21 protein-coding genes are annotated in these 26,105 nt (G+C 72.5%); 12 read left to right on the top strand and 9 right to left on the bottom strand.

The window, feature by feature from the left end; all coding sequences use genetic code 11:
• The first annotated feature begins 43 nt into the window (after positions 1-43).
• Positions 44-2,380 carry an MMPL family transporter gene (locus ABME01_RS05540; RefSeq protein ID WP_353827373.1) on the top strand — a complete coding sequence of 779 codons (2,337 nt, stop codon included), beginning with the start codon at positions 44-46 and terminating at the stop codon, positions 2,378-2,380.
• Between the two features lie 112 nt (positions 2,381-2,492).
• Here the strand turns inward: ABME01_RS05540 and ABME01_RS05545 are convergent, their stop codons facing one another.
• A complete protein-coding gene (locus ABME01_RS05545) occupies positions 2,493-6,308 on the bottom strand; it encodes a multifunctional oxoglutarate decarboxylase/oxoglutarate dehydrogenase thiamine pyrophosphate-binding subunit/dihydrolipoyllysine-residue succinyltransferase subunit (RefSeq protein ID WP_353827374.1) in 3,816 nt (1,271 codons plus the stop codon).
• Positions 6,309-6,532: 224 nt separating this feature from the next.
• On the opposite strand from ABME01_RS05545, the gene guaB1 reads away from it, so the two are divergent.
• The 5 genes from guaB1 to ABME01_RS05570 all read left to right on the top strand — a co-directional run bounded on the left by guaB1 (position 6,533) and on the right by ABME01_RS05570 (position 11,597).
• Positions 6,533-7,972 (top strand): GMP reductase, encoded by a 1,440-nt coding sequence (gene guaB1, locus ABME01_RS05550; protein WP_353827375.1) that lies wholly within the window; start codon positions 6,533-6,535, stop codon positions 7,970-7,972.
• A gap of 160 nt (positions 7,973-8,132) precedes the next feature.
• The gene (locus ABME01_RS05555) at positions 8,133-9,467 is read left to right on the top strand and encodes a hemolysin family protein (protein WP_353827376.1); all 1,335 of its coding nucleotides are present in this window, start codon (positions 8,133-8,135) and stop codon (positions 9,465-9,467) included.
• Entirely contained in the window at positions 9,464-10,501 is a 1,038-nt protein-coding gene (locus ABME01_RS05560) for a hemolysin family protein (protein ID WP_353827377.1), read from the top strand. The genes ABME01_RS05555 and ABME01_RS05560 overlap by 4 nt, the downstream gene beginning before the upstream one ends.
• Before the next feature lie 156 nt (positions 10,502-10,657).
• Complete coding sequence (locus ABME01_RS05565) at positions 10,658-11,086, top strand: VOC family protein (RefSeq protein WP_353827378.1); 429 nt, start codon at positions 10,658-10,660, stop codon at positions 11,084-11,086.
• 88 nt (positions 11,087-11,174) lie between these two features.
• The gene (locus ABME01_RS05570) at positions 11,175-11,597 is read left to right on the top strand and encodes a VOC family protein (protein WP_353827379.1); all 423 of its coding nucleotides are present in this window, start codon (positions 11,175-11,177) and stop codon (positions 11,595-11,597) included.
• A gap of 27 nt (positions 11,598-11,624) precedes the next feature.
• On the opposite strand, the gene ABME01_RS05575 is transcribed toward ABME01_RS05570, so the two are convergent.
• Both ABME01_RS05575 and ABME01_RS05580 read right to left on the bottom strand, forming a co-directional pair.
• The gene (locus ABME01_RS05575) at positions 11,625-12,731 is read right to left on the bottom strand and encodes an NADH:flavin oxidoreductase/NADH oxidase (protein ID WP_353827502.1); all 1,107 of its coding nucleotides are present in this window, start codon (positions 12,729-12,731) and stop codon (positions 11,625-11,627) included.
• 14 nt (positions 12,732-12,745) lie between these two features.
• Positions 12,746-13,390 (bottom strand): HAD family hydrolase, encoded by a 645-nt coding sequence (locus ABME01_RS05580; RefSeq protein WP_353827380.1) that lies wholly within the window; start codon positions 13,388-13,390, stop codon positions 12,746-12,748.
• Between the two features lie 23 nt (positions 13,391-13,413).
• Here ABME01_RS05580 and ABME01_RS05585 point away from each other — a divergent pair, with 23 nt between their 5' ends.
• From ABME01_RS05585 to ABME01_RS05600, 4 genes are all read left to right on the top strand, one after another.
• Positions 13,414-14,265, top strand: coding sequence for an ADP-dependent NAD(P)H-hydrate dehydratase (locus tag ABME01_RS05585; RefSeq protein WP_353827381.1), 852 nt, complete (start codon positions 13,414-13,416; stop codon positions 14,263-14,265).
• A 19-nt stretch (positions 14,266-14,284) separates the two neighbouring features.
• The gene (locus ABME01_RS05590) at positions 14,285-15,643 is read left to right on the top strand and encodes a hypothetical protein (protein WP_353827382.1); all 1,359 of its coding nucleotides are present in this window, start codon (positions 14,285-14,287) and stop codon (positions 15,641-15,643) included.
• The gene (locus ABME01_RS05595) at positions 15,600-15,908 is read left to right on the top strand and encodes a thiamine-binding protein (protein WP_353827383.1); all 309 of its coding nucleotides are present in this window, start codon (positions 15,600-15,602) and stop codon (positions 15,906-15,908) included. Before ABME01_RS05590 ends, ABME01_RS05595 begins: the two co-directional genes overlap by 44 nt.
• Positions 15,909-15,995: 87 nt before the next feature.
• A complete protein-coding gene (locus ABME01_RS05600; RefSeq protein ID WP_353827384.1) occupies positions 15,996-17,270 on the top strand; it encodes an MFS transporter in 1,275 nt (424 codons plus the stop codon).
• 33 nt (positions 17,271-17,303) lie between these two features.
• On the opposite strand, the gene ABME01_RS05605 is transcribed toward ABME01_RS05600, so the two are convergent.
• The 6 genes from ABME01_RS05605 to ABME01_RS05630 all read right to left on the bottom strand — a co-directional run bounded on the left by ABME01_RS05605 (position 17,304) and on the right by ABME01_RS05630 (position 24,472).
• Positions 17,304-17,957: a response regulator gene (locus ABME01_RS05605; RefSeq protein WP_353827385.1), complete on the bottom strand. Its 654-nt coding sequence runs from the start codon at positions 17,955-17,957 to the stop codon at positions 17,304-17,306.
• A gap of 1 nt (position 17,958) precedes the next feature.
• Positions 17,959-19,263, bottom strand: a complete 1,305-nt coding sequence (locus ABME01_RS05610; RefSeq protein ID WP_353827386.1) for a hypothetical protein — start codon at positions 19,261-19,263, stop codon at positions 17,959-17,961.
• Entirely contained in the window at positions 19,260-20,417 is a 1,158-nt protein-coding gene (locus ABME01_RS05615; protein ID WP_353827387.1) for a sensor histidine kinase, read from the bottom strand. The genes ABME01_RS05610 and ABME01_RS05615 overlap by 4 nt, the downstream gene beginning before the upstream one ends.
• A gap of 123 nt (positions 20,418-20,540) precedes the next feature.
• Positions 20,541-21,749, bottom strand: a complete 1,209-nt coding sequence (gene metX, locus ABME01_RS05620) for a homoserine O-acetyltransferase MetX (RefSeq protein WP_353827388.1) — start codon at positions 21,747-21,749, stop codon at positions 20,541-20,543.
• Between the two features lie 123 nt (positions 21,750-21,872).
• Positions 21,873-23,198 (bottom strand): bifunctional o-acetylhomoserine/o-acetylserine sulfhydrylase, encoded by a 1,326-nt coding sequence (locus ABME01_RS05625; RefSeq protein ID WP_353827390.1) that lies wholly within the window; start codon positions 23,196-23,198, stop codon positions 21,873-21,875.
• A 98-nt stretch (positions 23,199-23,296) separates the two neighbouring features.
• Positions 23,297-24,472: an acyltransferase family protein gene (locus ABME01_RS05630; RefSeq protein WP_353827391.1), complete on the bottom strand. Its 1,176-nt coding sequence runs from the start codon at positions 24,470-24,472 to the stop codon at positions 23,297-23,299.
• 68 nt (positions 24,473-24,540) lie between these two features.
• Between ABME01_RS05630 and ABME01_RS05635 the strand changes: the two genes are divergently transcribed.
• Both ABME01_RS05635 and ABME01_RS05640 read left to right on the top strand, forming a co-directional pair.
• Positions 24,541-25,329, top strand: a complete 789-nt coding sequence (locus ABME01_RS05635; protein ID WP_353827392.1) for an SDR family oxidoreductase — start codon at positions 24,541-24,543, stop codon at positions 25,327-25,329.
• 10 nt (positions 25,330-25,339) lie between these two features.
• Positions 25,340-26,101: a potassium channel family protein gene (locus ABME01_RS05640; RefSeq protein ID WP_353827393.1), complete on the top strand. Its 762-nt coding sequence runs from the start codon at positions 25,340-25,342 to the stop codon at positions 26,099-26,101.
• The last annotated feature ends 4 nt before the right edge of the window (positions 26,102-26,105 follow it).

Consider the following 26,105-nt stretch of genomic DNA (forward strand, 5'->3'; position numbering starts at 1 on the left):
GATGGACGCGCTCGCGCGGCCGGCGTCCGTAGCGTCGAGGACGATGAACGAGCATGCCGTCGCGAAACGATCCGGGGGTCGCGTCCCCGTCTGGCTCCGAGCCCTCATCCCGACCGTCCTGATCCTGGTCTGGTTCGGGCTGTTCGGGGCAGGAGGCGCCGCGTTCGGCGGCCTCTCCGACGTCCAGCAGAACGACCAGGCCTCCTTCCTGCCCGCGTCCGCCGAGGCGACCGAGGCGAGCGAACTCCAGGAGGGCTTCCGCGACTCCGAGAACGTGCCCGCCATCGTCGTGGTGGCCGCCGACGACGGGTCCGAGCTGACCGCATCCCAGCTGGCCGACATCGAGTCCCTGCGCGGCGACGTGCTCGCCGTCGATGCCGTGGTCGCCGACGAGAGTTCGCCGGTGATCCCGTCGGAGGACGGCGAGGCCGCGCAGTTCGTCGTGTCGATCGCGCCGTCCGACGAGGGCGAGGGCGGGGCGCGCGAGAGCGTCGAGGAGATCCGTGCGCTCCTCGAGGAGGAGCCCGTCGCCGGGACGACGGCCGCGGTGACCGGGCCCGCGGGCTTCACGGCCGACCTCGCCGCCGCATTCGCCGGCATCGACGGGCTGCTGCTCGCCGTCGCGCTCACGGCGGTGCTGATCATCCTGGTGATCGTCTACCGCTCGCCGCTGCTGCCGCTCATCGTGCTCTTCACGAGCGTGACCGCGCTCACGGCCTCCGTGTTCACGGTCGTGCAGCTCGCGCGCGCCGACCTGCTGCTGCTCTCCGGGCAGACGCAGGGCATCCTGTTCATCCTGGTGATCGGTGCGGCCACCGACTACGCGCTGCTCTACATCGCGCGGTACCGCGAGTCGCTCGGACGGTACGAGACCAAGTGGGATGCCACGTGGGCCGCGCTCCGCGGTTCGTGGGAGCCGATCGCCGCATCCGCCGGCACGGTCATCGTCGGGCTCCTGATCCTGCTGGCCTCGGAGTTGAACTCCAACAAGATCCTCGGCCCGGTCGCCGCGATCGGCATCGTGTTCGCCCTGCTCGCCGCCCTCACGCTGCTGCCCGCCCTCCTGCTGTGGGCCGGGCGCGTGGCCTTCTGGCCGCGCCGCATCCCGCGCGTCGAGGCCGCCGCCGATGGCGGGGCCCCGGCCGGACACGGCCGCCACGCGACGCCCGGCGAGTCCGCCGACTCGGGGGAGCGGGGACTCTGGGGCGGCATCGGCCGACTCGTCTCGCGCCGTCCGCGCCTGGTGTGGATCGTGTCGACGCTGCTGCTCGGCGTCATGGCGATCGGGCTCGTGCGGCTCGACGCCGACGGCGTGCCGTCCAGTGAGTTCGTGCTGGGCGAGTCCCAGGCCCGCGACGGCCAGGAGCTGCTGAGCGAGCACTTCCCCGGCGGCTCCGGCACCCCCGCGACGATCATCGGTCCCGAGGACGAGCTGCAGGAGATGGCCGAGGCGGCGCTCGGAACGCCCGGCGTCGACTCCGTCGCGGTCATCGCCTCGGACTCGCCCGCCGGCACGGCGCAGGTCACCGAGGACGGGATCGTCGCGTTCGGTCCGCCGGGCACGCCCGCGCCGGAGCCGACCGTGGTCGACGGCCTCGTGCTGCTGCAGGCCACGCTCGACGACCCGGCCGATTCCGCCGAGGCCGAGGCGACCGTCGTCGACCTGCGCGACCGGCTCGACGCGGTCGACGAGGACGTGCTGGTGGGCGGGCCCACCGCCGTCGCGCTCGACACGAACGAGGCCGCGATCGCCGACCAGCGGCTCATCATCCCGCTCGTGCTGCTGGCGATCCTCGTGATCCTGATGCTGCTGCTCCGTGCGATCGTCGCGCCCCTGCTGCTCATCGCGAGCGTCGTGCTGTCCTTCGCCGCCGCGCTCGGCGTCTCGGCGATCGTGTTCGAGTACGTCTTCGGCTTCTCGGGCGCGGACCCGTCGGTGCCGCTGTTCGGCTTCGTGTTCCTCGTCGCGCTCGGGGTCGACTACAACATCTTCCTGATGACCCGGGTGCGCGAGGAGTCCCGTGCGCACGGCACCAGGGAGGGGATCCTGCGCGGACTCCGGCTGACGGGGGGCGTCATCACGTCCGCCGGCCTGGTCCTCGCCGCCACCTTCGCGGCACTGGGCGTGCTGCCGATCCTGTTCCTCGCCCAGATCTCGTTCATCGTCGCGTTCGGCGTGCTGCTGGACACGTTCCTCGTGCGCACCCTGCTGGTGCCGGCCGCGTCGTACGACATCGGCCGCGCGATCTGGTGGCCGAGCCGCCTCTGGCGGGAGGACCGTCGACACGGCGTCCACGCCGCGCCCGGCGCGCCCGCGGACGGCGACGGCGGGGACGCGGGAGCGGAACGCGCCGAACCGGAGCTCGCGATCACGCGCTGAGCGAGTCCGGTCCATCCGATGCGGAACGGGCGGGTGCCTCGATGAGGCACCCGCCCGTTCGTCGTCCGTCGGCGGATCCGGGCCCGCGCACGCGACGCGACCCGGGCGCGGATCAGGTGAGCGCGCGCTTGACCAGGTCGGCCTGCTCGGCGTTGTGGCGCTTCGCGGAACCCGTGGCGGGCGAGGCCGCCGCGGGCCGTGCCACGACGCGGACCTCGCGCGGGCCGAGCTTGTTCGTCTCGATCACGAAGAACGGCCAGGCGCCCTGGTTCTCGGGCTCGTCCTGTGCCCACACGAACTCGGCGTTCGGGTACGAGTCGGCGACCGCCTTGAGCTCGTCGGCGGGCAGCGGGTAGTACTGCTCGAGCCGGACGAGGGCGACCTCCGGGTTCGGGTTCTTCTCGAGCTCGGCGCGAAGGTCGTAGTACAGCTTGCCGGCCATGAAGACGACCCGCTTGACCGCGGCCTTGTCGCTGATGCTCGCGTCGTCGATCACCGGCTCGAAGCGACCCTGCGTGAAGTCGTCGACCTCGCTCGTGGCACCGCGCAGGCGCAGCATGGCCTTCGGCGTGAACACGACGAGGGGCCGGCGCGGGCGCTGGTACGCCTGGCGGCGCAGCAGGTGGAAGTACGACGCCGGCGTCGAGGGGCGCGCGACGGTCATGTTGTCCTCCGCGCACATCTGCAGGAACCGCTCGATGCGGGCGCTGGAGTGGTCGGGGCCCTGACCCTCGTAGCCGTGCGGAAGCAGCAGCACGACGCTCGAGCGCTGGCCCCACTTCTGCTCGGCCGAGCTGATGAACTCGTCGATGACGGTCTGGGCGCCGTTGGCGAAGTCGCCGAACTGGGCCTCCCACATCACGAGCGCGTCGGCCCGCTCCACCGAGTAGCCGTACTCGAAGCCCATCGCGGCGTACTCGCTGAGCAGCGAGTCGTAGATCCAGAACCGCGCCTGCTGGTCGCCGAGGTACTGCAGCGGCAGCCACTCCTGGCCGTTCGAGCGATCGTGGAGCACTGCATGGCGCTGCACGAACGTGCCGCGCCGCGCATCCTGGCCGACCAGTCGCACCGGGGTGCCCTCGAGCAGCAGCGAGCCGAGCGCGAGCAGCTCGCCGAAGCCCCAGTCGACCTTGCCGTTCCGGCTCATGTCGAGGCGCTTGGCCAGCAGCTGCTGGATCTTCGGGTGCACGGTGAAGCCCTCGGGCTTGTTCTGGAAGGCATCGCCGATTGCGTGCACGACCTCGACCGCGACGCCCGTGGTCTCCAGCTCGCCGGAGACCGGCTCGTTGGCGTCGGCTCCGCCGCCCACGATCGGGATCGCCCCGGTCTGCGCGGCGTGCGTCTCGGCGAAGGCCCGCTCGAGGCGGTCCTGGAAGTCGCGGTGCGCCTCCTGGTACTCCTCCTCGGTGATGTCGCCGCGACCGACGAGGGCCTCGGTGTAGAGCTTTCGCACGGAGCGCTTGGCCTCGATGAGGTTGTACATGAGGGGCTGCGTCATCGACGGGTCGTCGCCCTCGTTGTGACCGCGGCGGCGGTAGCAGACGAGGTCGATGACGACGTCGCGCTTGAACTCCTGGCGGTACCGGAACGCGAGCTCGGCCACGCGCACGACGGCCTCGGGGTCGTCGCCGTTCACGTGGAAGATCGGCGCCTGGATGGCCTTCGCCACGTCCGTCGAGTAGATCGAGGAGCGGGCGTCGCCCGGCACGGTGGTGAAGCCGACCTGGTTGTTCACGACGAGGTGGACCGTGCCGCCGGTGCGGTACGCACGCAGCTGGGACATCTGCATGGTCTCGACCACCACGCCCTGGCCGGCCATGGCCGCGTCGCCGTGGATCAGGATCGGCAGGACCGAGTAGGTGCCGACCGGCTTGCGGTCCTGCTTCGCGCGCACGATGCCCTCGAGCACGCCGTCCACGGCCTCGAGGTGCGACGGGTTCGCCGCGAGCGACACGGGGACCTGCTGCCCGTCGTCGGCCGTGAAGGTGCCCTCGGTGCCGAGGTGGTACTTGACGTCGCCCGAGCCCGAGAACGACTTCGAGTCCTGGGTTCCCTCGAACTCGCGGAACACCTGGCCGTAGGTCTTGCCGGCGATGTTCGTGAGCACGTTCAGCCGGCCGCGGTGGGCCATGCCGATGGCGACCTCGTCGAGGCCCTCCTTGGCGGCGCCCTGCAGCACCTCGTCGAGGAGGGCGATCATCGACTCGCCGCCCTCGAGGCTGAAGCGCTTCTGCCCGACGTACTTGGTCTGCAGGAAGGTCTCGAACGCCTCGGCCTCGTTGAGCTTGCCGAGGATGCGCATCTGCTCGTCGTGCGTGGGCTTCTCGTACTTGCGCTCGACCTGCTGCTGGATCCAGCGGCGCTGCACCGGGTCCTGGATGTGCATGTACTCGATGCCGATGGTCCGGCAGTACGAGTCGCGCAGGACCCCGAGGATGTCGCGGAGCAGCGCCGTGCGCTTGTCGCCGAACCCGCCGGTGACGAACTCGCGGTCGAGGTCCCAGAAGGTCAGGCCGTGGCTCTCGATGTCGAGGTCGGGGTGCGAGCGCTGGACGTACTCGAGCGGGTCGGTGTCGGCCATCATGTGGCCGCGGACGCGGAAGGAGTTGATCAGCTCCTGCACGCGCGCGGTCTTGTCGATCGCGCTCGCGACGTCGACCGAGATGTCCTGGTTCCACTTGATGGGCTCGTACGGCAGGCGGAGGGCCGCGAAGATGTCCTGGTAGAAGTCGCGGTCGCCGATGAGCAGCTCGTGCACCTTCTTCAGGAACTCGCCGGAGCCGGCGCCCTGGATCACGCGGTGGTCGTACGTGGAGGTCAGCGTGATCGTCTTGCCGATCGCGAGGTTCGCGAGCGTCTTCTCGCTGGCGCCCTGGAACTCCGCCGGGTACTCCAGCGCACCCGCGCCGATGATGCAGCCCTGGCCCTTCATGAGCCGCGGCACGCTGTGCACCGTGCCGATGCCGCCGGGGTTGGTCAGCGAGATCGTCGCGCCCTTGAAGTCGTCGGCGGTGAGCTTGTTCGAGCGGGCACGACGCACGAGGTCCTCGTACGCGCTGAGGTACTCGTTGAAGGTCATCGTCTCGGCGCGCTTGATCGCCGGCACGAGCAGCGCCCGCGTCCCGTCGGGCTTCGGGATGTCGATCGCGATCCCGAGGCCGATGTGCGCGGGCTTGACGAGCGCCGGCTTGCCGTCGACCTCGGAGTAGAAGACGTTCTGGCTCGGGAACTCCTTGAGCGCCTGGATGAGCGCCCAGCCGATGAGGTGCGTGAACGACACCTTGCCGCCGCGGGTGCGGCGGAGGTGGTTGTTGATCACGATCCGGTTGTCGATCATGAGCTTCGCGGGCACGGTCCGCACGCTCGTGGCCGTGGGCACGGCGAGCGAGGCGTCCATGTTCGCCGCGAGGGTCTTCGGCAGGCCCTTGAGCGGGAGGACCTCGTCCTCGCGCTCGCCGGCGTCGACCTGCTGCTGGGGGCTCGTCACGGGCACGTCGGCGGGCACCGGCGCGGTGCGCGGGGCGACGGAGGTCGTGCGTGCCGCGGGCGCCTGGCCGATCACCGGGTTGGGTGCGGTCACCGGGCTCGAGGCGGGCGCCGCGGGGGCGGGCGCCGGGCTCGCGGAGGCGGCCTGCGCGGGCGCTTCGTCGGCCGGGGCGGCGGCGGGGGCCTCCTCGGCGGCGGGGGCCTCCTCGGCGGCCGCGCGGTGCAGGTCGGCCTCGTCGGGCATCGAGGGGGATGCCGCGGGTGCGGCGGACTCGCCGGTGCGCACCTGACGGTAGTGCTCGAGCACCTCGCGCCAGGTCTCGTCGACGGAACTCGGGTCGGCGAGGAACCGCTCGTACATCTCGTCCACGAGCCATTCGTTGGCTCCGAACATCGCCGACGTCGTCTCGTCGGATCCCGACCCGGTCAATTGGCTCGACACAGCCTTTCGCCCACTCTCTCCATCGATGGAAAACTCACCTGGTGGCGTGGCGCGCAGCACGTCGCGGAACGCCCTCACAAGCCTAAACCCCTTCCGAAGTCCTCCAGCACCTCGCATACGGCGTGCAGGCGGATCGCAGGCTCCTCCCAGCCGTCGGGCGCACCGGGCGGTCCGTGGCGACGGCGCTCGGCCGCCGGACGGCGACGCGGCCTACGCTGAGGACCATGGAGTTCTATCGCACGACGCCGCGGCACGACCTCACGTACTCCGACGTCTTCCTGGTGCCGAGCCGTTCGGGCGTGACCAGCCGGCTCGACGTGTCGCTCGCGCCCGACGACGGCTCGGGAGCGAGCATCCCGATCGTCTCGGCGAACATGAACTCGGTCACGGGACCGCGGCTGGCCGCGACGCTCGCGCGGCGAGGCGGCATCGGCGTGCTGCCCCAGGACCTTCCGCTCCAGCAGCTCGACGACGCGATCCGCTGGGTGAAGTCGAGGCCGGCCCGCTTCGACGTGCCGCACGCGTTCCAGGCCGATGCCACCGTGGCCGATGCGCTCGAGGTGCTGCCGCCGGTCGAGGGGCATGGCATCGTGCTCCACGACGACGACGGCGCCTACGCGGGCACCATCCCCGCGGCGCGGCTCGCCACCGCCCTGGCCGACGCACGCCTCGGCGACCTCGTGCACGGCGCCATCCCGTCGCTCGACGCCGACGACGTCGACACGCCCCGCCGCGCGTTCGACCTCATGGTCGACGCGGGCATCGACTTCGCACCCGTCCTCGAGCACGGCCGGGTCGTCGGCACGCTGAGCCGCCGCAGCGCGCTGCGCGGCACGGTCTCCGAGCCGAACACGGACGAGGCCGGCCGCCTGCGGGTCGCCGCGGCGCTCGGGATCAACGGCGACGTCGCCTCGAAGGCCCGAGCGCTCGTCGCGGCCGGGGTCGACATGCTCGTCGTCGACACGGCGCACGGGCACCAGGAGGGCATGATCGCGGCGGTCCGGACCGTGCGGGCGGCCGGACTCGGCATCCCGATCGTGGCGGGCAACATCGTGACCGCCGACGCGGTCGCCGACCTCGTCGACGCCGGAGCCGACGTCCTGAAGGTCGGCGTGGGACCCGGCGCGATGTGCACGACGCGCATGATGACCGCGGTCGGACGCCCGCAGTTCTCGGCGGTGCTCGAGACCGCCGAGGCGGCTCGGGAACTCGGTGCGGCGGTCTGGGCCGACGGCGGCGTGCGCTATCCGCGGGACGTGGCCCTCGCCCTCGCCGCGGGCGCGGCCTCGGTGATGATCGGCTCGTGGTTCGCCGGGACCATCGAGGCGCCCGGCACGCTCCGCCGGTCCGCCGACGGCCGGGTCTACAAGGAGAGCTGGGGGATGGCCTCGACCAAGGCCGTCAAGGAGCGGTTCGGCCGCCTCTCGGCCTACGAGCTTGCGCGAAAGGAGCTGTTCGCGGAGGGCATCAGCTCGTCCGCGATCTACCTCGACCCGCTCCGGCCGTCACTCGAGGACCTGCTCGACATGATCACCTCCGGCGTCCGCAGCTCGTTCACCTACGCCGGCGCCCGATCGCTGCCGGAGTTCCGCGAGCGGGCGCTCGTGGGCATCCAGTCGGCCGCGGGCTACGAGGAGGGCAAGGCGCTGCCGGTGAGCTGGTAGTCCGGGTGCGACCGGACGTCGTCCGGCCGCGCGGCGATCTCCCGTCACGCCCGGCGGCCGCACGGACGCCGCGGATATACTGTCGGCACAATGGACGACCCTCCCTCTGCGACCTCACCCGGCCATAGACCCTCGCCCGTGACCGAGCGGGGAGGTGCGGATGTCTGAGTGGCTCCTGCTCGGCATCGGACTCCTCCTCACCGTCGGCACGGGCCTGTTCGTCGCGAGCGAGTTCGCGCTCGTCAACCTCGATCGTGCGGACCTCGAGGCGCGTCGCGCCAAGGGCGAGACCCGACTCGGGCTCACCATCGAGGGGCTCAAGATCACCTCGACGCACCTGTCGAGCGCACAGCTGGGCATCACCCTGACGACGCTGCTGACCGGCTACACGATGGAGCCGGCGATCTCGTCCCTGCTCGCGACCCCGCTCTCCGCGGTGGGCGTGCCCGAGCCGCTCGTGCGCCCGGTCGGGGCGATCACCGCGGTGGTGGTGGCGACGCTGCTGTCGATGATCGTCGGCGAGCTCGTGCCCAAGAACTTCGCGCTCGCGCTGCCCCGCCTGACCGCGAAGGTCGTCATGCCGTTCCAGACCGCGTTCACGTGGCTGTTCCGGCCCGCGATCGCAGTGCTGAACGGGAGCGCGAACAGCCTGCTGCGCCTGGTCGGCATCGAGCCGAAGGAAGAGCTCTCCGGGGCGCGGTCGGCCGAGGAGCTCTCCAGCCTCGTCCGCAGGTCGGCCAGTGCCGGCATGCTCGAGCAGGACACGGCGACCCTCCTCGGCCGCACGCTGCGCTTCTCCGAGCACGACGCCTCCGACGTCATGACCCCGCGGCCCCGGCTCGCGGCCGTGCAGCGCACGGAGTCCACCGAGGCGGTGCTCGAGCTCGCACGCCAGACCGGGTACTCCCGGTTCCCGGTCTACGACGAGGACCTCGATGACGTCGTGGGCCTCGTGCACGTCAAGCAGGCGGTCGCGGTGCCGCGTGAGAAGCGCGAGGTCGTGCCCGCGTCGGCACTCCAGTCCGAGGCGCTGCGCGTGCCGGAGACCATGAAGCTCGACGCGCTGCTCGGCGAGCTGCGCGGGCGCGGCTACCAGATGGCGGTCGTGGTCGACGAGTACGGCGGCACGGCGGGCGTCGCGACGCTCGAGGACCTCGTCGAGGAACTCGTGGGCGAGGTCTCCGACGAGCACGACCGCACGCGCGCCGGCGTGGTCCGGCGCGGCGAGTTCGTGAGCTTCCCCGGGATCCTGCGGCCGGACGAACTGCTCGACCGCACGGGCATCCGAGTCCCGGAGGACGGGGCGTACGAGACCGTCGCCGGGTTCGTCATGGCCACGCTCGGACGGCTCCCGGTCGTCGGCGACGAGGTCGAGGTGGAGGGCGGCACGTTCCGGGTCCAGCGCCTGGACGGCCGCCGCATCGACCGCATCCAGTTCTCGCCGGCCACGGTGCCGACGCAGGCCGACTCCGACGCCGTGGAGGTGCCCCGATGAGCGACTGGGCCGGACTCGCCTGGCTGTTCGTGCTGCTGCTCGGCAACGCCTTCTTCGTCGGTGCGGAATTCGCGGTCATCTCGGCGCGGCGCTCCCAGATCGAGCCGCTCGCCGAGCAGGGCAGCAGAAGTGCGAAGACCGCCCTCTGGGCGATGGAGCATGCGACGCTCATGCTCGCGATGAGCCAGCTCGGCATCACGATCTGCTCGCTGCTGATCCTCACGGTGTCGGAGCCCGCGATCCACCACCTGCTCGAGTACCCGCTCGAGCTCACGGGCTGGTCGCCCGAGGTGGTCTCCACGATCGCATTCGTGATCGCGCTGCTGCTCGTCTCGTACCTGCACGTGGTCCTCGGCGAGATGGTGCCGAAGAACCTCTCGTTCTCGCTGCCCGACCGCGCGGTCCTGCTTCTCGCGCCGCCGCTGGTGTTCACGGCACGCCTGTTCCGCCCGGTGATCGTGGCGCTGAACGCGGCCGCGAACGGCGTGCTGCGCCTGTTCGGCGTCGAGCCGAAGAGCGAGGCGACCTCGACGTTCACGCTCGAGGAGGTGCAGACCATCGTCGCCCAGTCGCGGCGGGAGGGCATGCTCGAGGACGCGAGCGGGACGCTCACGGCCGCGTTCGAGTTCACGACCAAGCAGGTGCACGACATCGCCGTGCCGATGGACGAGCTCGTCTGCCTCCCGGCGGATGCCACGCCGGGCGACGTGGAGCGCGCGGTCGCCCGCCGCGGCTTCTCGCGGTACGTGCTCGCGGGCGCCGACGGCGAACCCGTCGGCTACGTGCACCTGAAGGACGTGATCGACCTCGACGACGACGAGTTCGACGATCCGATCCCGGCCAAGCGCGTCCGTCGGCTCGTGTCGATCTACGACGGCACCGACCTCGAGGACGCGCTGGCGAGCCTGCGGCGTCTCGGCACGCACGTGGCGCGCGCCTTCGACGAGCAGGGTCGCACGACCGGGGTGATCTTCCTGGAGGACATCATCGAGGAACTCGTCGGCGAGGTGCAGGATGCCACCCGGAGGGGGTAGCGCGGCCCGCGGCCGAGCGGCGTAGACTCCCGATCACCACCGAAGGTGAGGATTGCTCGATGCGGCGATCCGGCACCGGATGCCCATCGGGGGACCCCACCGGCGACGGCGTCCGCGCACGCGCGCGGACGGCACGGACAGACAGGGGAACGCACGATGCCCGACATCCAGATGGCCATGGTCACCCTTCCGGCGTCCGACCTCGCCCGCGCACGCACGTTCTGGCACGACGCGTTCGGCGTCGAGCCCATGGACTCGCGCGAGGGCGCCGACTTCTACGTCATGGCCGGGACCGTCGTCCTGGTCTACGAGACCGAGTTCGCCGGGACGGCGAAGAACACCGCGCTGTCGCTGATGACCGAGCACCTCGACCGCGACATGACCGAGCTCCGCACGCACGGCGTGACCTTCCACGACTACGACCTGCCGGGCCTCCGGACCGTCGACGGCGTCGCCGACCTCGACGAGATGCGCACGGCGTGGTTCACCGACACGGAGGGCAACATCATCGCGATCAACGAGCCGACCTCGGCCGACGCCCGCGAGCAGGTCCGCGCGATGCGCGGCGGCGTGGCCCCGGCCTGACCCGCGCCCCCGCGGATGCCCCGGCCCGGGCGCGCCGGTGCATCCGCCGAGTGCGGTTCCGCGCCCACGACAGGAGATGGAGTTTCCCATGTTCGAGAACGGCATTTCGGTCGCAGTGCTCCCGGCCTCCGATATCGAGCGCGCGCTGCGATTCTGGCACGACGTCTTCGGCCTGGATCCGGTCAACACCGACATGGGCGGGGCCGCGTTCATGGTCGGGTCCAGCGCGGTGCTCGTCTACCCGTCCGAGTTCGCCGGCACGAACAAGGCGACGGCGCTCTCCATCATGAGCGACGACCTCGATCGCGACATGGCCGAGCTGCGCGAGAAAGGCGTCACGTTCCTCGAGTACGACTTCCCGGGGCTCACGACCGTCGACGGCGTCGCCGACATGGACGGCGACCGGGGCGCCTGGTTCGAGGACAGCGAGGGCAACATCATCGCGATCGCCGAGCCCATCAAGATGTCGATGGACGAGGCCCGCGCGATGCTCTCCGCCGCGGCCGGCTGATCCCGCAGGCGGGCCTCGGCCCGCCGGTCACCACTCGCCGTCGTTCGCCTCCGGGACGGCCCGCAGGTACTGCGGCGGCCACATCGCCGTGCCCGCGCGGAGTTCGTGCGCGGCCCGCATCGCGAAGTGCGGGTCGCGCATCATGGCCTTGCCGAACATCACCGCGTCGGCGGCCCCGGAGGCCACGATGGCCTCGGCCTGCGCGGGCGTGGTGATCCGGCCGACCGCGGAGACGGAGACGCCCGCGCGATCGCCCACGAACTCGGCGTGCGCGGCCTGGTAGGCGGGCCCGACCGGGATGCGGACGTCGCGCACGAGTCCGCCCGTGGAGATGTCGAAGAAGTCGGCGCCGAGCTCCTCGGCCCGCTCCGCGACGATCGCGGTCTGCGTCTCATCCCACCCGCCCGGAGCCCAGTCGGTGGCCGAGAAGCGCACGAACAGCGGCATCCGCTCGCCGATCTCGGCGCGCACGGCGGCCACGACCTCGAGCAGCAGCCGGGAGCGGCCCTCCAGGTCGCCGCCCCAGCGGTCCTCGCGCCGGTTCGACAGCGGTGAGAGGAACTGGTGCAGCAGGTAGCCGTGCGCCGCATGCACCTCGACGACGTCGAATCCGGCCTCGACCGCTCGCCGGGCCGCGGCGCGGAAGTCCTCGACCACCGCGAGGATGCCGTCCTCGTCGAGCGCGACCGGTTCCCGCAGTCCGTCGAACGCGATGGCCGACGGTGCGAGGGTCGGCCAGCCACCCTCCTCGAGCGGCTGCGAGCCCGCGCGGCGCAGCGGCTCCGGCCAGACGGATGCCTTTCGGCCGGCGTGGGCGAGCTGGATGCCGGATGCCGCGCCCTGCGTGCGCACGAACCGGGTGATGCGCGCCCACGCCTCGACCTGCGCGTCATCCCACAGGCCGGTGTCGTGGTCGGAGATGCGACCCTCCGGGCTCACCGCGGTCGCCTCGGCGATCACGAGCCCGGCGCCTCCCGCGGCCATGGACCCCAGGTGCACCAGGTGCCAGTCCGTCGGGACGCCGTCGCGCGCGGTGACCGAGTACTGGCAGAGGGGCGGCACCCAGACGCGGTTGCGGATCTCGAGGTCGCGGATCGTGATCGGGCGGAACAGCGCGGGACCCTCGCCCCGCATCGCCTCGTCGGGGCTCACGCGGCGAGGTCCCGCAGCCAGGCCTCGAGGCCCGCCGCATCCTCGAACACGTGCCCCGTCCCGCCGACCGCGACGGCGCCGTCGACGTTGACCGCCTTGTTGTCGACGAACACCAGTTCGCCGGGGCCGATCCCGAGCTCGCGCATGACGTGCCGGAAGATCTCGGCGTCCGGCTTGACCAGTTGCAGCTCACCGCTGACGAAGACGGCGTCGAAGAGTCGGGCGAACGACCCGTGCCGGAGCCATCCGCCGAAGTCCGGCCCGGCGTTCGAGAGCAGCGCGAGCCGGGTGCCGCCCGCGCGCAGGGCGTGCAGCACCGCGAGGGTGTCGGGATCGACGCTGAGCCAGCTCCGGTGGTCGATGGCCCAGAGCTCGTGCACGTCGAGGTCGGACCAGTCGGCGCCGAGGTCGGCGGCGACCCGCCGCCAGTACTCGGCGATCGGGAGCGTGCCGCGGTCGAGCTCGTCGCGGTGGGCCCAGTAGGCCGACCAGAACGCCGAGGCGCGATCGGCCGACACGCCCGCTCTCGCCAGCAGTTCGGAGCGGTCCGCCGCGGAGGGGGCGCGGGAGATCACCTCGCCGTAGTCGAACACGACCACTCGGGGCGACAGGGCGATCGGCGCGTGGATGGTCGACGGCATGCCACTCAACCTATCGTTGGCTCATGCGGACCGGGACATGGCGGGAGTGGACCGCCGACGACGCGGCGCGCCTCCTGCGCGCGCCCGCCGCCGACGACGACAAGTACCGGCGGGGCGTGCTCGGCGTGATCACCGGATCGCCGGACTTCCCCGGCGCCGCCGTGCTGGGCGTCGAGGCGGCGCACCGCACGGGCGTCGGCATGGTCCGCTACCTCGGCCCCCGTGACGTCCGCCGTGCGGTGCTCGCCGCGCGGCCCGAGACCGTCGGCGTCGCCGGGCGGGTGCAGGCCTGGCTCGTCGGATCCGGGATGGACCCGTCGAACCGGTCGGCGGCGCTCGAAGAGGAGCTCGACCGTGCACTGGGCGGCGCGATGCCCGCCGTGATCGACGCGGGCGCGCTCGACCTCGTCGAACGCGCCACCGGGCCCGTCGTGGTCACGCCGCACGCCCGCGAGCTCGCGCGCCTCCTGTCCGATCGCGACCTCACGTGCACCCCGGAGGAGGTCGCGGCCGACCCCGGAGGCTGGGCGGTGCGCGCCGCGGGCGCGCTGGAGGCGACCGTGCTGCTCAAGGGCGCGGTCACGCACGTCTGCGCGCCCGACGGCATCCGGCTGACCGTGACCGCGACCACGCACTGGCTCGCGAGCGCCGGGACCGGCGACGTGCTCGGCGGCATCCTCGGCGCGCTCGCGGCGACGCACCACGAGGCACTCGCGCGCGATGCCGGACTGCTCGCGCCGCTCGCCGCGACGGCGGCCTTCCTGCACTCCGCCGCCGCGCGCGCCGCGAGCGACGCGTGGCACGGCGGTCCCGTCACCGCGCTCGACGTGGCGCAGGCCGTGCCGTCCGTCGTCGGCCGCCTCCTCGGGCGCTGACGTGGCGACGGCGGGACGAGTGGACGCGGCGCACGGTCGCTCCCGCCCCCGCCGGATCCGCGCCGCGCTCGCCGGGCGCGCGGCGCTGTGGGTCGCGTTCGCCGCCGTGCACCTGTGGCTCGCCGCGCTCAACCTCTCCGGTCCCGGCCAGCCGTTCGGCGACGTGACCGGCGTCTACCGGGTGTGGGCCGAGAACGCCCAGCACGGCTGGCTGCGCATGGGCATCGATGCGCCGTGGGTGTACCCGATCCTCGCGTTCGCGCCGATGACCTCGGCGCTCGCGTTCGGCGCCGAGTGGTACGGGCAGACCTGGCTGGCGATGGTGACCGCGCTGGACGCGCTCGCGTTCTCCATCCTCCTCGGCTCCGGGGTGCTCTCGCGTCGCCGCAGGACGGCGGCGTGGTGGTGGCTGGCGTTCCTGCTGCTGCTCGGTCCGATCGCGCTCGGCCGCATCGACGCCGTCACGGTGCCGTTCGCGATCGTCGGGTTGCTCTGGGCCGCGGGACGTCCGCGCGTCGCAGCGAGCCTGCTGACGATCGCGACCTGGATCAAGGTGTGGCCCGCGGCGCTCGTCGCGGCGATGATCGTCGCGCTGCGGCGGCGCTTCGAGGTGGCGACGGTGGCTGCGGCGCTCTCGCTCGGGATCCTCGCCGTGAGCCTGCTGGCCGGGGCCGGGCCGAACGCGCTCGGCTTCGTCGGCGAGCAGGCGGGTCGTGGACTGCAGGTCGAGGCGCCGCTCGCGGTGGGCTGGCTCTGGTGGATCGTGGCCGGGACGTCCGAGGCGACGATCGCGTACGACCGGGACATCCTGACCTTCCAGGTCGCCGGGCCCGGCGTCGAGACGGCCGCGGCGCTCACCACGCCGCTCATGCTGGTCGGCGTCGCGGCCGTCTTCGCGCTGGGCATTCGTGCCGCTCGCCGCGGGGCGCCGGCGGGCGCGCTCCTCCCGCCGCTCGCCCTGGCGTTCACCCTCGTGCTCGTGCTCGCGAACAAGGTGGGGTCGCCGCAGTTCACGACCTGGCTGGCCGCGCCGGTCGTGCTCGGCATCGCGCTCGGCGGCGCCCGGTTCCTGACCCCCGCGGCGCTCGCCTGCGCGATCGCCGCCCTCACGCAGGCCATCTACCCGTACTGGTACGACTGGCTGCTCATCGCCCATCCCGGTCTGGTGCTGCTGCTGACGGTGAAGGTGGTGCTCCTCGTGGTGCTGCTCGGCTGGTCGCTGCACGCGGTGTGGCAGGCTGGACGCGTCCGGCGCCGGCCGGCGCCGTCACGCGGCGTGCGCCCCGGCTCCGATCCGGCGGTGGATGCCGCCCGTACCTCGAGGAGGAATCCGCATGCTGGTGGCGTTCTCGGTCGCACCGAGTGGAACGGGGCGTGACGACGGCTCGGTGCACGATGCCGTCGCGGCCGCCGTGCGGATCGTGCGGGAGTCGGGCCTGCCGAACCGCACGACCTCGATGTTCACCGAGCTCGAGGGGGAGTGGGACGAGGTCATGGCGGTCGTGCGGCAGGCCTGCGACGCGGTGGCCGCCTACGGTTCGCGGGTCTCGCTCGTGCTGAAGGCCGACATCCGTCCCGGGTACGCCGGCGAGCTCGACGCGAAGCTCGATCGGCTCGAGAGCGCGATCGAGCGCAACGGCTGACCGACGAGGGTCGCCGGATGCCGCGGACCTCGTCGTGGCCGTCGGCTGCGTTTGTCGAATCGATTCGATCCATGCGATGATCGGGCGATGACCACGGAGCAGCCGGGGACGACCACGGCATCGCCGATGCGCATCCGGCTCGCGCTGCTCGCGCTCGCGATGGGCGGCTTCGGCATCGGTGCGACCGAGTTCGTGGCCATGGGCCTGCTGCCCGACATGGCCGCCGACCTGCTCCCGGGCCTCTCGGCGACCTCGACCGAGGCCGCGAACGCCGCCGCCGGGTGGATCATCTCGGCCTACGCGCTCGGCGTCGTCGTGGGCGCACCGACGATCGCCGCCGCCGCCGCTCGGTGGCCCCGGAAGCGGCTGCTGCTCGCCCTCCTCGCGGCGTTCAGCCTCGGCACGATCGCCTCGGCGCTGCTGCCGACGTTCGAACTCGTGGTCGCGGCGCGGTTCGCCGCGGCGCTCCCGCACGGCGCCTATTTCGGGATCGCCTCGCTCGTGGCGGCCGGGCTCATGGGCCCCGGCAAGCGGGCGCGCGGGGTCGCGCTCGTGCTCAGCGGCCTCACGATCGCCAACGTCGTCGGCGTCCCGGCGATCACCTGGCTCGGGCAGCAGGCGGGATGGCGCGTCGCCTACCTCGCCGTCGCCGGCATCTTCGTCGTGACGTTCCTCGCCGTCGCCGCGGCCGTGCCGCACCAGCCGGGCGACCCCGCTGCGACGATCGGGCGCGAGCTGCGGATCTTCACGCGCGCGCAGGCGTGGTTCGCGCTCGCGATCGGGGCGATCGGGTTCGGCGGACTCTTCGCGGTGTACAGCTACGTCGCGCCGCTGGCCACGGAGGTGACCGGGCTCCCGGCGGGGGCGGTGCCGCTGGTGCTCGTCGTGTTCGGGCTGGGCATGACGATCGGCAACCTCGTCGGCGGACGTCTCGCCGACTGGAGCGTGCGGCGCTCGATGTACCTCTTCTTCGGGATCCTCGCCGGCGCCCTCCTGTTCCTCGTGGTCGCCGCCGCGCACCCCGTCGGGCTCGGCGTGGGCGTCTTCCTCGTCGGCGCGGCGGCCGCCGCGCTCTCGCCGACGATCCAGGCGCGGCTGCTCGACGTGGCTCGCGACAGCCAGTCGATCGCCGCGGCGCTGAACCACTCGGCCCTGAACATCGGCAACAGCCTGGGTGCCATCCTCGGCGGCCTCGTGATCGCCGGCGGGCTCGGCTACGTGGCGCCCGTCTGGGTCGGGCTGCTGCTCACGATCGCGGGCAGCGCCCTCGCGGTCGGCACCTTCGCGCTCGACCGCGCCCGTCGGCGCCGCGGCATCCCGCTGCCCTCGGTCACCGGGGCGATCGGCGCCGTCGGCGACTGATCCGGCGGCGGGTCGGGTCGACGCCGGGCCGTCCTACTCCGACTGCAGCAGGATGCCGTCGGCGATCGCGCGCTTGCGCAGCGCGACCTTCGTGCCGACGTCGTAGCCCGCGAGCCGGTACTTCTCCCGGATCCGCTTCAGGTAGCTCTTCGCGGTCTCCTCGGAGATGCCGAGCTGGAACGCCACCGCCTTCACCGGCTGGCCCGCCCCGTAGAGCGCCATGACCCTGCGTTCCTGGGCGCTCAGCCGTGGCGCCGAGGCGTCGCCGACGAGCGCCTCCTCGAGCTCGCCGGAGAGGTAGGTGTCGCCGTCGCGCGCGGCGCGGATGGCCTCGACGATGGTCTCGACCGGCTCCGACTTCACGAGGTACCCCAGCGCGCCGGCTCCGAGTGCCTCGCGCACGACCGCCGGCTCGGAGTACGTGCTCATGAGCATGGTGCGCACGCCGGCCGACTTCAGCGTCGAGAGCTTGATGGAGATCGGGATGTTGTCGCGCAGGTCGAGGTCGAGCAGCACGACGTCGACCGGGAACTCCGGATGCGCGAGCAGTTCGGACCACGAGGGGACCGCGGCGACCAGGTCGACGTCGGCCGTCGCGGCGCGCAGCCACTCGGAGAGCGCGCCGAGCAGCATGCGGTGGTCGTCGACGACCGCGAGTCGGATGGGTGGAAGCTGGGGTTCGGGCACGTCATGCTCCCCTCGGGTTCGCGGCGCTGGGCGGCGCCGGGTTCCGGATCGTGGGGTCGATCCGGCAGTCGATCTCGACCCGGAACCCCTCGGGGCCCGGGGCGACCTCGTGTACACCGACATTATCGAGCGCATCCCATGCAGCGGCATCGACTCGGCGCGCCGTGAGACCACCGACCTCGATTCGGACGGCGAGCCGCGCCGCCGGACCCTCATCGCCACCCTCGTCGGCGGTGCCGACGTCGTCGGCGTCCGCCTCGCGGATGAGCACGAGCACCTCCAGCGGTGGCTCGACGGCCTTCCGGCGCCGCTGGCCGGCGATGAGCCAGAGCGCCAGCAGCATGCCCTCCCGCTGGGCCGGGGCGAGGAGCCCGGCGACGCCGGTCGGGTCGTCGACGGTGACGCGCCGGCTGAGGTAGGCCGACTCCGTCACCGCGTGGCGCAGCCAGGTGTCGGTGCGGCCCTCGATGAGGCGCACGCGCAGGCGCGCGGCGAGGTCTCCGGCGCGCGCCGCCGCCTCGGGCGGGACCGGCAGCTCGATGCGCCCCGAGCCGACGTCCTCCAGCAGCGCCTCCGCGTCGAAGTCGAGCTCCGCGAGCTCCTCGGATGCGCGCATCCCGACGGCGGTGCGGGGCGTCGCGACGGTCGACTGCACGAGCGTCAGGTCGAGCTCGCGCCCGACCAGCCTGCGGAACCCGCGCACCGCGATGGCGTCGATCACCGCCGGCACGATCGCGGTCGCCGCGACTCCGAGCCCGACCACCGTCCACGTCCCCGCGAGCGGGGCCTGCACGAACGCCGCGACGGCGAGCACGCCGGCGATGACCGCGCACGCGACGACCGGGGTGCGGGTCTCGCGCAAGGCGGTCACGGGCAGCAGGAGGGCGGCCGCTGCGGGCGCCGCCGTCGGCGTGATGCCGAGGTGCAGCAGCCCCGCCGTTCCGGCCAGGTCGAGCCAGATCGGGATGACGAGCGCGACGAGGATGAGCGCGTAGGTCACGTCGCCGACGCGGGAGAGCCATCGCGTGGCGACCACCATCGCCGCGGCGATGACCGCGAGGGCGATCCAGGCCGCACCCGGGCCGGTGCCGGGCGGGTACTGGCCGATGAGCCCGATCGCGTGCACGGCGTGCCCGAGCAGGATGATGCTCGCGGCCGCGGTGACGCCCGCGGCGAGTCGCCGTCCGCCGTGGGCGCTGCGGATGTCCTCGGCGGCGCGCGCGGACCGGCTCGGGCGGTGGAAGAGGACCTCGTGCGTCGTGTCGGGCGACGCGTCGTGCTCGGGGGCTCGGCGGAGCAGGCTCACGGCTTCGGCACCTCCAGCATCACGGTGGTGCCGAATCCCGGCGAACTGAACACGCGTGCGCGCCCGCCGACGGCGTGCAGCCGGCCCACGACCGACTCCGCGAAGCCGAGTCGAGCCGGGTCGACGCTCGCGGGCTCGAAGCCCGCGCCCTGATCCGTGACCATCGCGCGCACGGTCTTCTCGTCGTCGGTCACGGTGACGTCCGCGACGGCGACGCCGGCGTGCCGCCGGACGTTCTCGAGGCACTCGCCGAGCGCGCCGAGCAGCGCGTCGAGCCGGTCGCGCGGGAGCACGAGATGGTTGGCACCGTGCCAGTGGACGTCGAGTCCCATCCTGGCGAACCGCTGGCGCACCGACTCGAAGGTCGCTCCGAGGCCGTCGGACGTGGAGTCGGGGGAGAAGATCGCGCTCGAGCCGTTCTCGAGCGGTGCACCGAGGCGAAGCTGCTTGAGCAGGCGCGCGTCGTCGCCGGCCTGCTGGCGCAGGGCGCTGGCCCCCACCCCGACGCCCGAGTGCGCGAGCAGGCTGAGCGTGGCGAGCACCGTGTCGTGCAGGACGCGGGCGTCCTGGCGATGCTGCGCCTCGGACTCGCTCGCGAGCCGCTCGGCCTCGTGGGCACGGCCGACCTCAGCGATCCGCTCGGCCGCCCGGTCGATCGCCCGGGCGAGCCAGACCGCGACGATGACGGCGGCGATCCACCCGGCCGCCGTCGCGAGCGCCACGAGCCGCATGTCGGCGCCGGCGACCGCCGACGCGCCGATCGCGAGCAGCATCGTGCCCGCGATCGCCGTCACCGCGGCGGCGCCCGAGCGACGCACGACGAGCGGCATGCCGAGCGAGGCGGTCGTCAGCGACCCCGTCGCGGCCATCGCGGTCGCGGCAGCCGGGTCCACGTCGGCGTCGAGGCCGACGACGAGCATCAGCCCGGTGGCGGCGGCGACCGCGGCGACGGTGGGCAGCGCGGCCGAGCGCGTCGTCGCGAGGCCAGCGAGGGCACCGACCGCGACGGCGAGGGCTGCGGCGAGGGCGAACCGGGACTGCGGGAGGGCGCCGGGGACCAGGAGGCAGCCGAGGGCGATCGCCGCCCCGGTGAGGCCGCCGACCCGCGCGAGGCGGCGCAGCAGGCGGTCACGCTCCTTGTCGATCCGCCGCATCCCACCCCCTCGGCTCCGGGCGCGTCCACGCACCGCGACATCCTCTCGAAGGTACCGCATCACGTCCCCCGGACGTGGGCCAAACGGTCTCGATCCGGGTGCCGGCCCGGGCTCGGCGGGGCGTCAGGCCGCCAGCAGGCGCGAGAGCCAGTCGCCGACCGCCTCGTGCTCGATCAGGAACGCGTCGTGGCCGTAGTCGGAACGCAGCACGACGGGCTCCCGGCCGTGGATGCTGCGACGCAGGCCGGCCGCGATCTCGTGCTGGCCGTCGACCGGGAAGTACCGGTCGCTGTCGATGCCGAGCACGAGCGCGGTCGCGTCGATGCGGTCGAGCGCCGCGGCCACGCCGCCTCGACCCCGCCCGAGGTCGTGCGAGTTCATCGCCTCGGTGAGCACGAGGTAGCTGTTCGCGTCGAAGCGCCGCGTGAACCGGTTGCCGTGGAAGTCGAGGTAGGACTCGACCGCGAAGCGCCCGCCTCCGCCGAGCGGGTCGAGGTCGGACTGCCAGCTGCGCTCGAAGCGATGGTTCAGCTCGACCGGCGTGCGGTAGTTGAGCATCGCCATCCGCCGGGCGAGTGCGAGCCCACGGTTCGGGCCCTCGCCGTCGGGCGCGTCGTAGTACGCGCCGCCGCGGAAGGCCGGGTCGCTGCGGACCGCCTCGAGCTGCACCGAGTTCAGCGCGATCTGGTCGGCCGTCGCGGCGGCCGGGGCGGCGAGCACCGCGATCCGCTCGACGGCGTCGGGCGCCATGAGCGCCCACTCGAGCACGTGCATCGCGCCCATGGAGCCGCCGAGGACCGCGGCGAAGCGATCGATGCCGAGTCCACGGGCGAAGGCCAGCTGCGCGGTCACCTGGTCGCGGATCGTGACGAACGGGAACCGAGCGCCCCACTCGACGCCGTCCGGCGCCACCGACGCCGGACCCGTCGAACCCTGGCACCCGCCGAGCACGTTCGGAGCCACGACGAACCACCGGTCGGTGTCGATCGCCCGTCCCGGTCCGACCACCTCGCCCCACCAGCCGGCGCTCGCATGCCCCGGACCCGCCGGGCCGAGCACATGGCTGTCGCCCGTGAGCGCGTGCAGGACGAGGACGGCGTTGTCGCCGGCGGGGGAGAGCTCGCCCCACGTCTCGTAGGCGATGCGGACGTCGGGCAGCTCCAGTCCGGACTCCAGCGCGAGGGCGCCGAGGTGCGCGAAGCGCCGATCGCCGACCGGATCGCCCTCGCGCCAGGCGCCCGTCGCCGGCGCGCGACTGGCGAGCTGGTGGGCGGCACGCGCCTCGGGGACGATGCTCGCGGGCACCGTCTCCGCCGTCGTCTGCCAGTCCATGTCTCCGATTCTCCCCGAGCACCGGGGCGCCCGGGCGGATGTTACGGCGGCCCGGATCCCCGTCCGGACGACCGGATGCCGCGCCCCTCGCGGGACGCGGCATCCTGACCGCCCGTCCGGCCGCTAGACGCGCGCCGCCTCCGACGCGCGACGTGCCGCGGCGAGGCCGGCCTCGAGGTCGGCCTTGAGGTCGTCGATGTTCTCGATGCCGACCGAGAGGCGCACGAGGCCGGGCGTGACCCCGGTCGTGAGCTGCTGCTCGGGGGTCAGCTGCGAGTGCGTCGTCGACGCCGGGTGGATGACCAGCGAGCGCACGTCGCCGATGTTCGCGAGGTGGCTGAACAGCGAGAGGTTGTCCACGAGCGCGCGACCGGCGTCGACGCCGCCCTTCAGCTCGAACGAGAGCACCGCGCCGACGCCCTTCGGGGCGTACCGGTTGGCGGTTGCGTACCAGGGGCTCGAGGGCAGCCCGGAGTAGTTCACGTGCGCGACGTCCGGGTGGCCGTCGAGCCACTCGGCGATCTCCTGCGCGTTCTGCACGTGGCGCTCGATGCGCAGCGAGAGCGTCTCGATGCCCTGGATGAGCTGCCACGCGCTCGCCGGCGCGATCGAGGAGCCGAGGTCGCGCAGCAGCTGCACGCGCGCCTTGATGATGAACGCGAGCGGGTCGCCGACCGCCGCGGTGTAGCTCGCGCCGTGGTACGACGGATCGGGCTCGGTGAGCCCGGGGAACTTCTCCACGTTCTTCGACCACTCGAACCGGCCGCCGTCGACGATGACGCCGCCGATGACCGTGCCGTGGCCGCCGAGGAACTTGGTCGCCGAGTGGATGACGATGTCGGCGCCGTGCTCGAGCGGACGGATGAGGTACGGCGTCGCGATCGTGTTGTCGACGATGAGGGGGATGCCGTGCTCGTGGGCGATGCCCGACACCAGTCCGAGGTCGAGGATGTTGATCTTCGGGTTGCCGATCGTCTCGCCGAAGAACAGCTTCGTGTTCGGCCGGACGGCGCGGCGCCACTCGTCGGCGTCGTCCTGGTTCTCGACGAAGGTGGTCTCGATGCCGAGCTTCGCGAGCGTGTACTTGAAGAGGTTGTAGGTGCCGCCGTAGATCGAGCTCGACGAGACGATGTGGTCGCCGGCCTGCGCGATGTTCAGCACCGCGAAGGTCTCCGCCGCCTGGCCCGACGAGACGAGCAGCGCGCCCGAACCGCCCTCGAGCGCGGCGAGGCGCTCCTCGACGACCGCCTGCGTCGGGTTCATGATGCGCGTGTAGATGTTGCCGAACTCGGCGAGGGCGAACAGGTTCTGGGCGTGCTCGGCGGAGTCGAAGACGTACGACGTGGTCTGGTAGATCGGCGTGGCCCGGGCCTTGGTCACCGGGTCGGGTGCGGCACCCGAGTGGACCTGCTTGGTCTCGAAGCGCCAGTCGGCGGTCTGGTCGGCCATGTGGGACTCCTTACGCGGTCGGGGTGCGGTCCCCCCGCATCCGCCGCCCAAGCTACGGCCGGCCCGCGGCGCTCCTCAACGCCCCGCGCAACACGGCGTCATGCGCGACCGTCGCCGTCGGTCCGGGGGCCCGCGGTGCCGTCGCGCTCGGCGCGCGACGGCGGAAGAGGCGGCAGCGCCTCCTCCGGCAGCACGATCGTTCCGGTCGCGGTCGCGGGTTCGGGGCGGAACAGCCACCGTGCCCGAGGCTCCACGAGCGGCCGGAAGAGGCGTCGCACGGGCTTCAGCGACAGCACGATCGCGACGAGCACGCAGAAGGCGATCATCGCGGGCAGCACCCACCACGGCTGCTCGCCCTCGAGCAGCGGCGTCTGTCGCAGGGGGAAGAGCACGAACGAGTGCAGGAGGTAGATGTACATGGTCGCGCTGCCGAACGCCGTGAACCAGGTCGCGCGCCGCGGCATGAGCACGAGGAACGCCACCGCGAGCAGCATCGCGAGCAGGAGCAGGAACAGCCGGATGGCGCCCGACCAGGGCTCGTCGTAGCCGATCGCCTCGTACGACTCGTCGTAGAGCATGAACCGGCGCAGCCGCACGTCGCGCCACATCTCGATCGCCGACGGCAGTGCGACCAGCAGCGCCGCGAACAGCGCGATCGCGCCGGCCCGCCAGCGCCAGGTCACGGCGGTCGAGAGGTCGAGCCACCGATCGGTGATGCGCCACTGCCGCAGCTTCCAGCCGAAGACGAAGAAGGGCAGCATGCCGAAGGTCCGCGTGAGGGCGAGCGTCGAGTCGATCTCGGTCGTGTACCCGGCGCCGATCGAGACGGCGATCGCGATGATCAGCGGGTAGCGCAGGAGTACGAGGTAGGGGAGCGCGATGCGCCAGATCGCGAGGGCGATGAGGAACCAGAGCGTCCACGACGCCGACGTGTAGTCGAACACCCATCCCCACCCGAGCAGGCCCTTGATGACCGTCCAGATGGTCTCGAAGATGAAGTACGGGAACACGATGTCGGTGAGGACCTGCCGCATCGCCCGCGCGTTCGGCGGGCCGGACTTCGCGAAGTACCCGGAGACCGTGACGAAGACCGCGACGTGGAACGAGTAGATGAACAGGTAGACGCTGTAGGCGGCGTCGTCCTCGGCGATGAGCGGCAGGATGCCGTGGCCGACCACGACCAGGGTGATCGCGATCCAACGCGCGTTGTCCCACAGCGGCACGCGGCGCTTGCGCTGCGGTCGTGCCGGGCGTGCGAGGGCGGTCGGTTCCATCCGCCCATTCTGGCGCACCTCGCGACCGCCGCACCGGCACCTGTGCCCGGCAGTGCAGAATGGGCGGCATGGAACGCTTGCGCGCAGTCGTCACGGGTGCCAGTTCGGGGATCGGCGCCGCGACGGTCCGCGCGCTGGTCGCCGCCGGATGGACCGTCGTCGCCGTCGCCCGGCGCGAGGACCGGCTCGCCGCGCTCGCCGAGGAGACCGGTGCCGAGTCGTTCGTCGCGGACGTGACGAGCGACGCCGACGTGGCCGCACTGGCCGAGCACCTGGCCGGGACCGGCGAGGTGCACGCGCTCGTGAACAACGCGGGCGGGGCGAAGGGGCTGGCGTCGGTCGAGGACTCCGACCTCGCCGACTGGTCGTGGATGTTCGAGGTGAACGTGCTCGGGCTCAAGCGCGTCACGAGCGCACTGCTGCCGCTGCTCCGCCGCGGGGCCGAGGGGCGCGGCGTCGCCGACATCGTGAACGTCACCTCGATCGCCGGGCACACCGCGTACGTCGGCGGCGGCGGGTACAACGCCGCCAAGTTCGCCGCGCACGCCATCACCGAGGTGCTGCGGCTGGAGCTCAACGGCGAGCCCATCCGCGTCGTGGAGGTCGCGCCGGGGATGGTGCGGACCGAGGAGTTCGCGCTCGTGCGCTTCGGCGGCGATCGCGAGCGCGCCGACGCCGTCTACGACGACGTGCCGGAACCGCTCGTCGCCGAGGACATCGCGGGCGTCATCGCCGATGCGATCACGAAGCCCCGGCACGTCGACCTCGACCTCGTGATCGTGAAGCCCGTCGCGCAGGCCGCGCCGCACCGGCTCGCGAGGGGACCGCTGGCCGTCAGGCGGGACCGCGACGGATGAGACGGGCGCGATGAGGATCGGTCGGGAGGGGCGCCGCGAGCGCTGGATCGAGCGGACGTCCGGCGTCATGGCCGTGCTCGGGATCCTCTTCGTCGCGGCGTACGTCGGGGCGGTGCTGTTCCCCGAGTTCGCCTCGCGGTGGCGGGGATTCTTCAACGCGGTCTACGTCATCACCTGGATCGCCTTCATCGTCGACTTCGCGGTCCGGCTCGCGCTCACGCCCGCCGGCGCCCGATGGGCGTACACGCGGACGCATCCGATCGAGCTCCTCTCGGTGTTCCTGCCGGTCTTCCGGGCCCTGCGCGTGGTCTCGCTCCTGCAGCACGTGAAGTTCCTGCAACGGCGCACGGCCGGCGCGGTCCGGGCGAACTTCGTGCTCACCGCGGTCGCCTACGCCGCGATGTACGTCTTCTTCCTCGCGGTCGCGACGCTGCAGGCCGAGCGCAACGCTCCCGGCGCCACCATCACCAACTTCGGCGACGCCCTGTGGTGGGCCGTGGTGACCCTCACCACCGTCGGGTACGGGGACACGTACCCCGTCACGACGGTCGGACGGCTCTGGGCGGTGCTGCTCATGATCGGCGGCATCGCGATCGTGGGCGTCGCGTCCGCGACCGTGATCTCGCTGCTGAACGACCGGCTGGCCGCCATCCGGAGCGGCCACGCGCAGCCCGGCGACCTGCTCGCGGAACGCGAGGCGCTCCGTGCGGACCCGGACGACCGTGCGGACGGGGCGTCGGGTGACGGGGACGGGCCTGACGGCGACCGGTAGCCTG

The sequence above is a fragment of the Agromyces litoreus genome (assembly GCF_040496015.1).
GTDB classification, from domain to species: domain Bacteria; phylum Actinomycetota; class Actinomycetes; order Actinomycetales; family Microbacteriaceae; genus Agromyces; species Agromyces litoreus.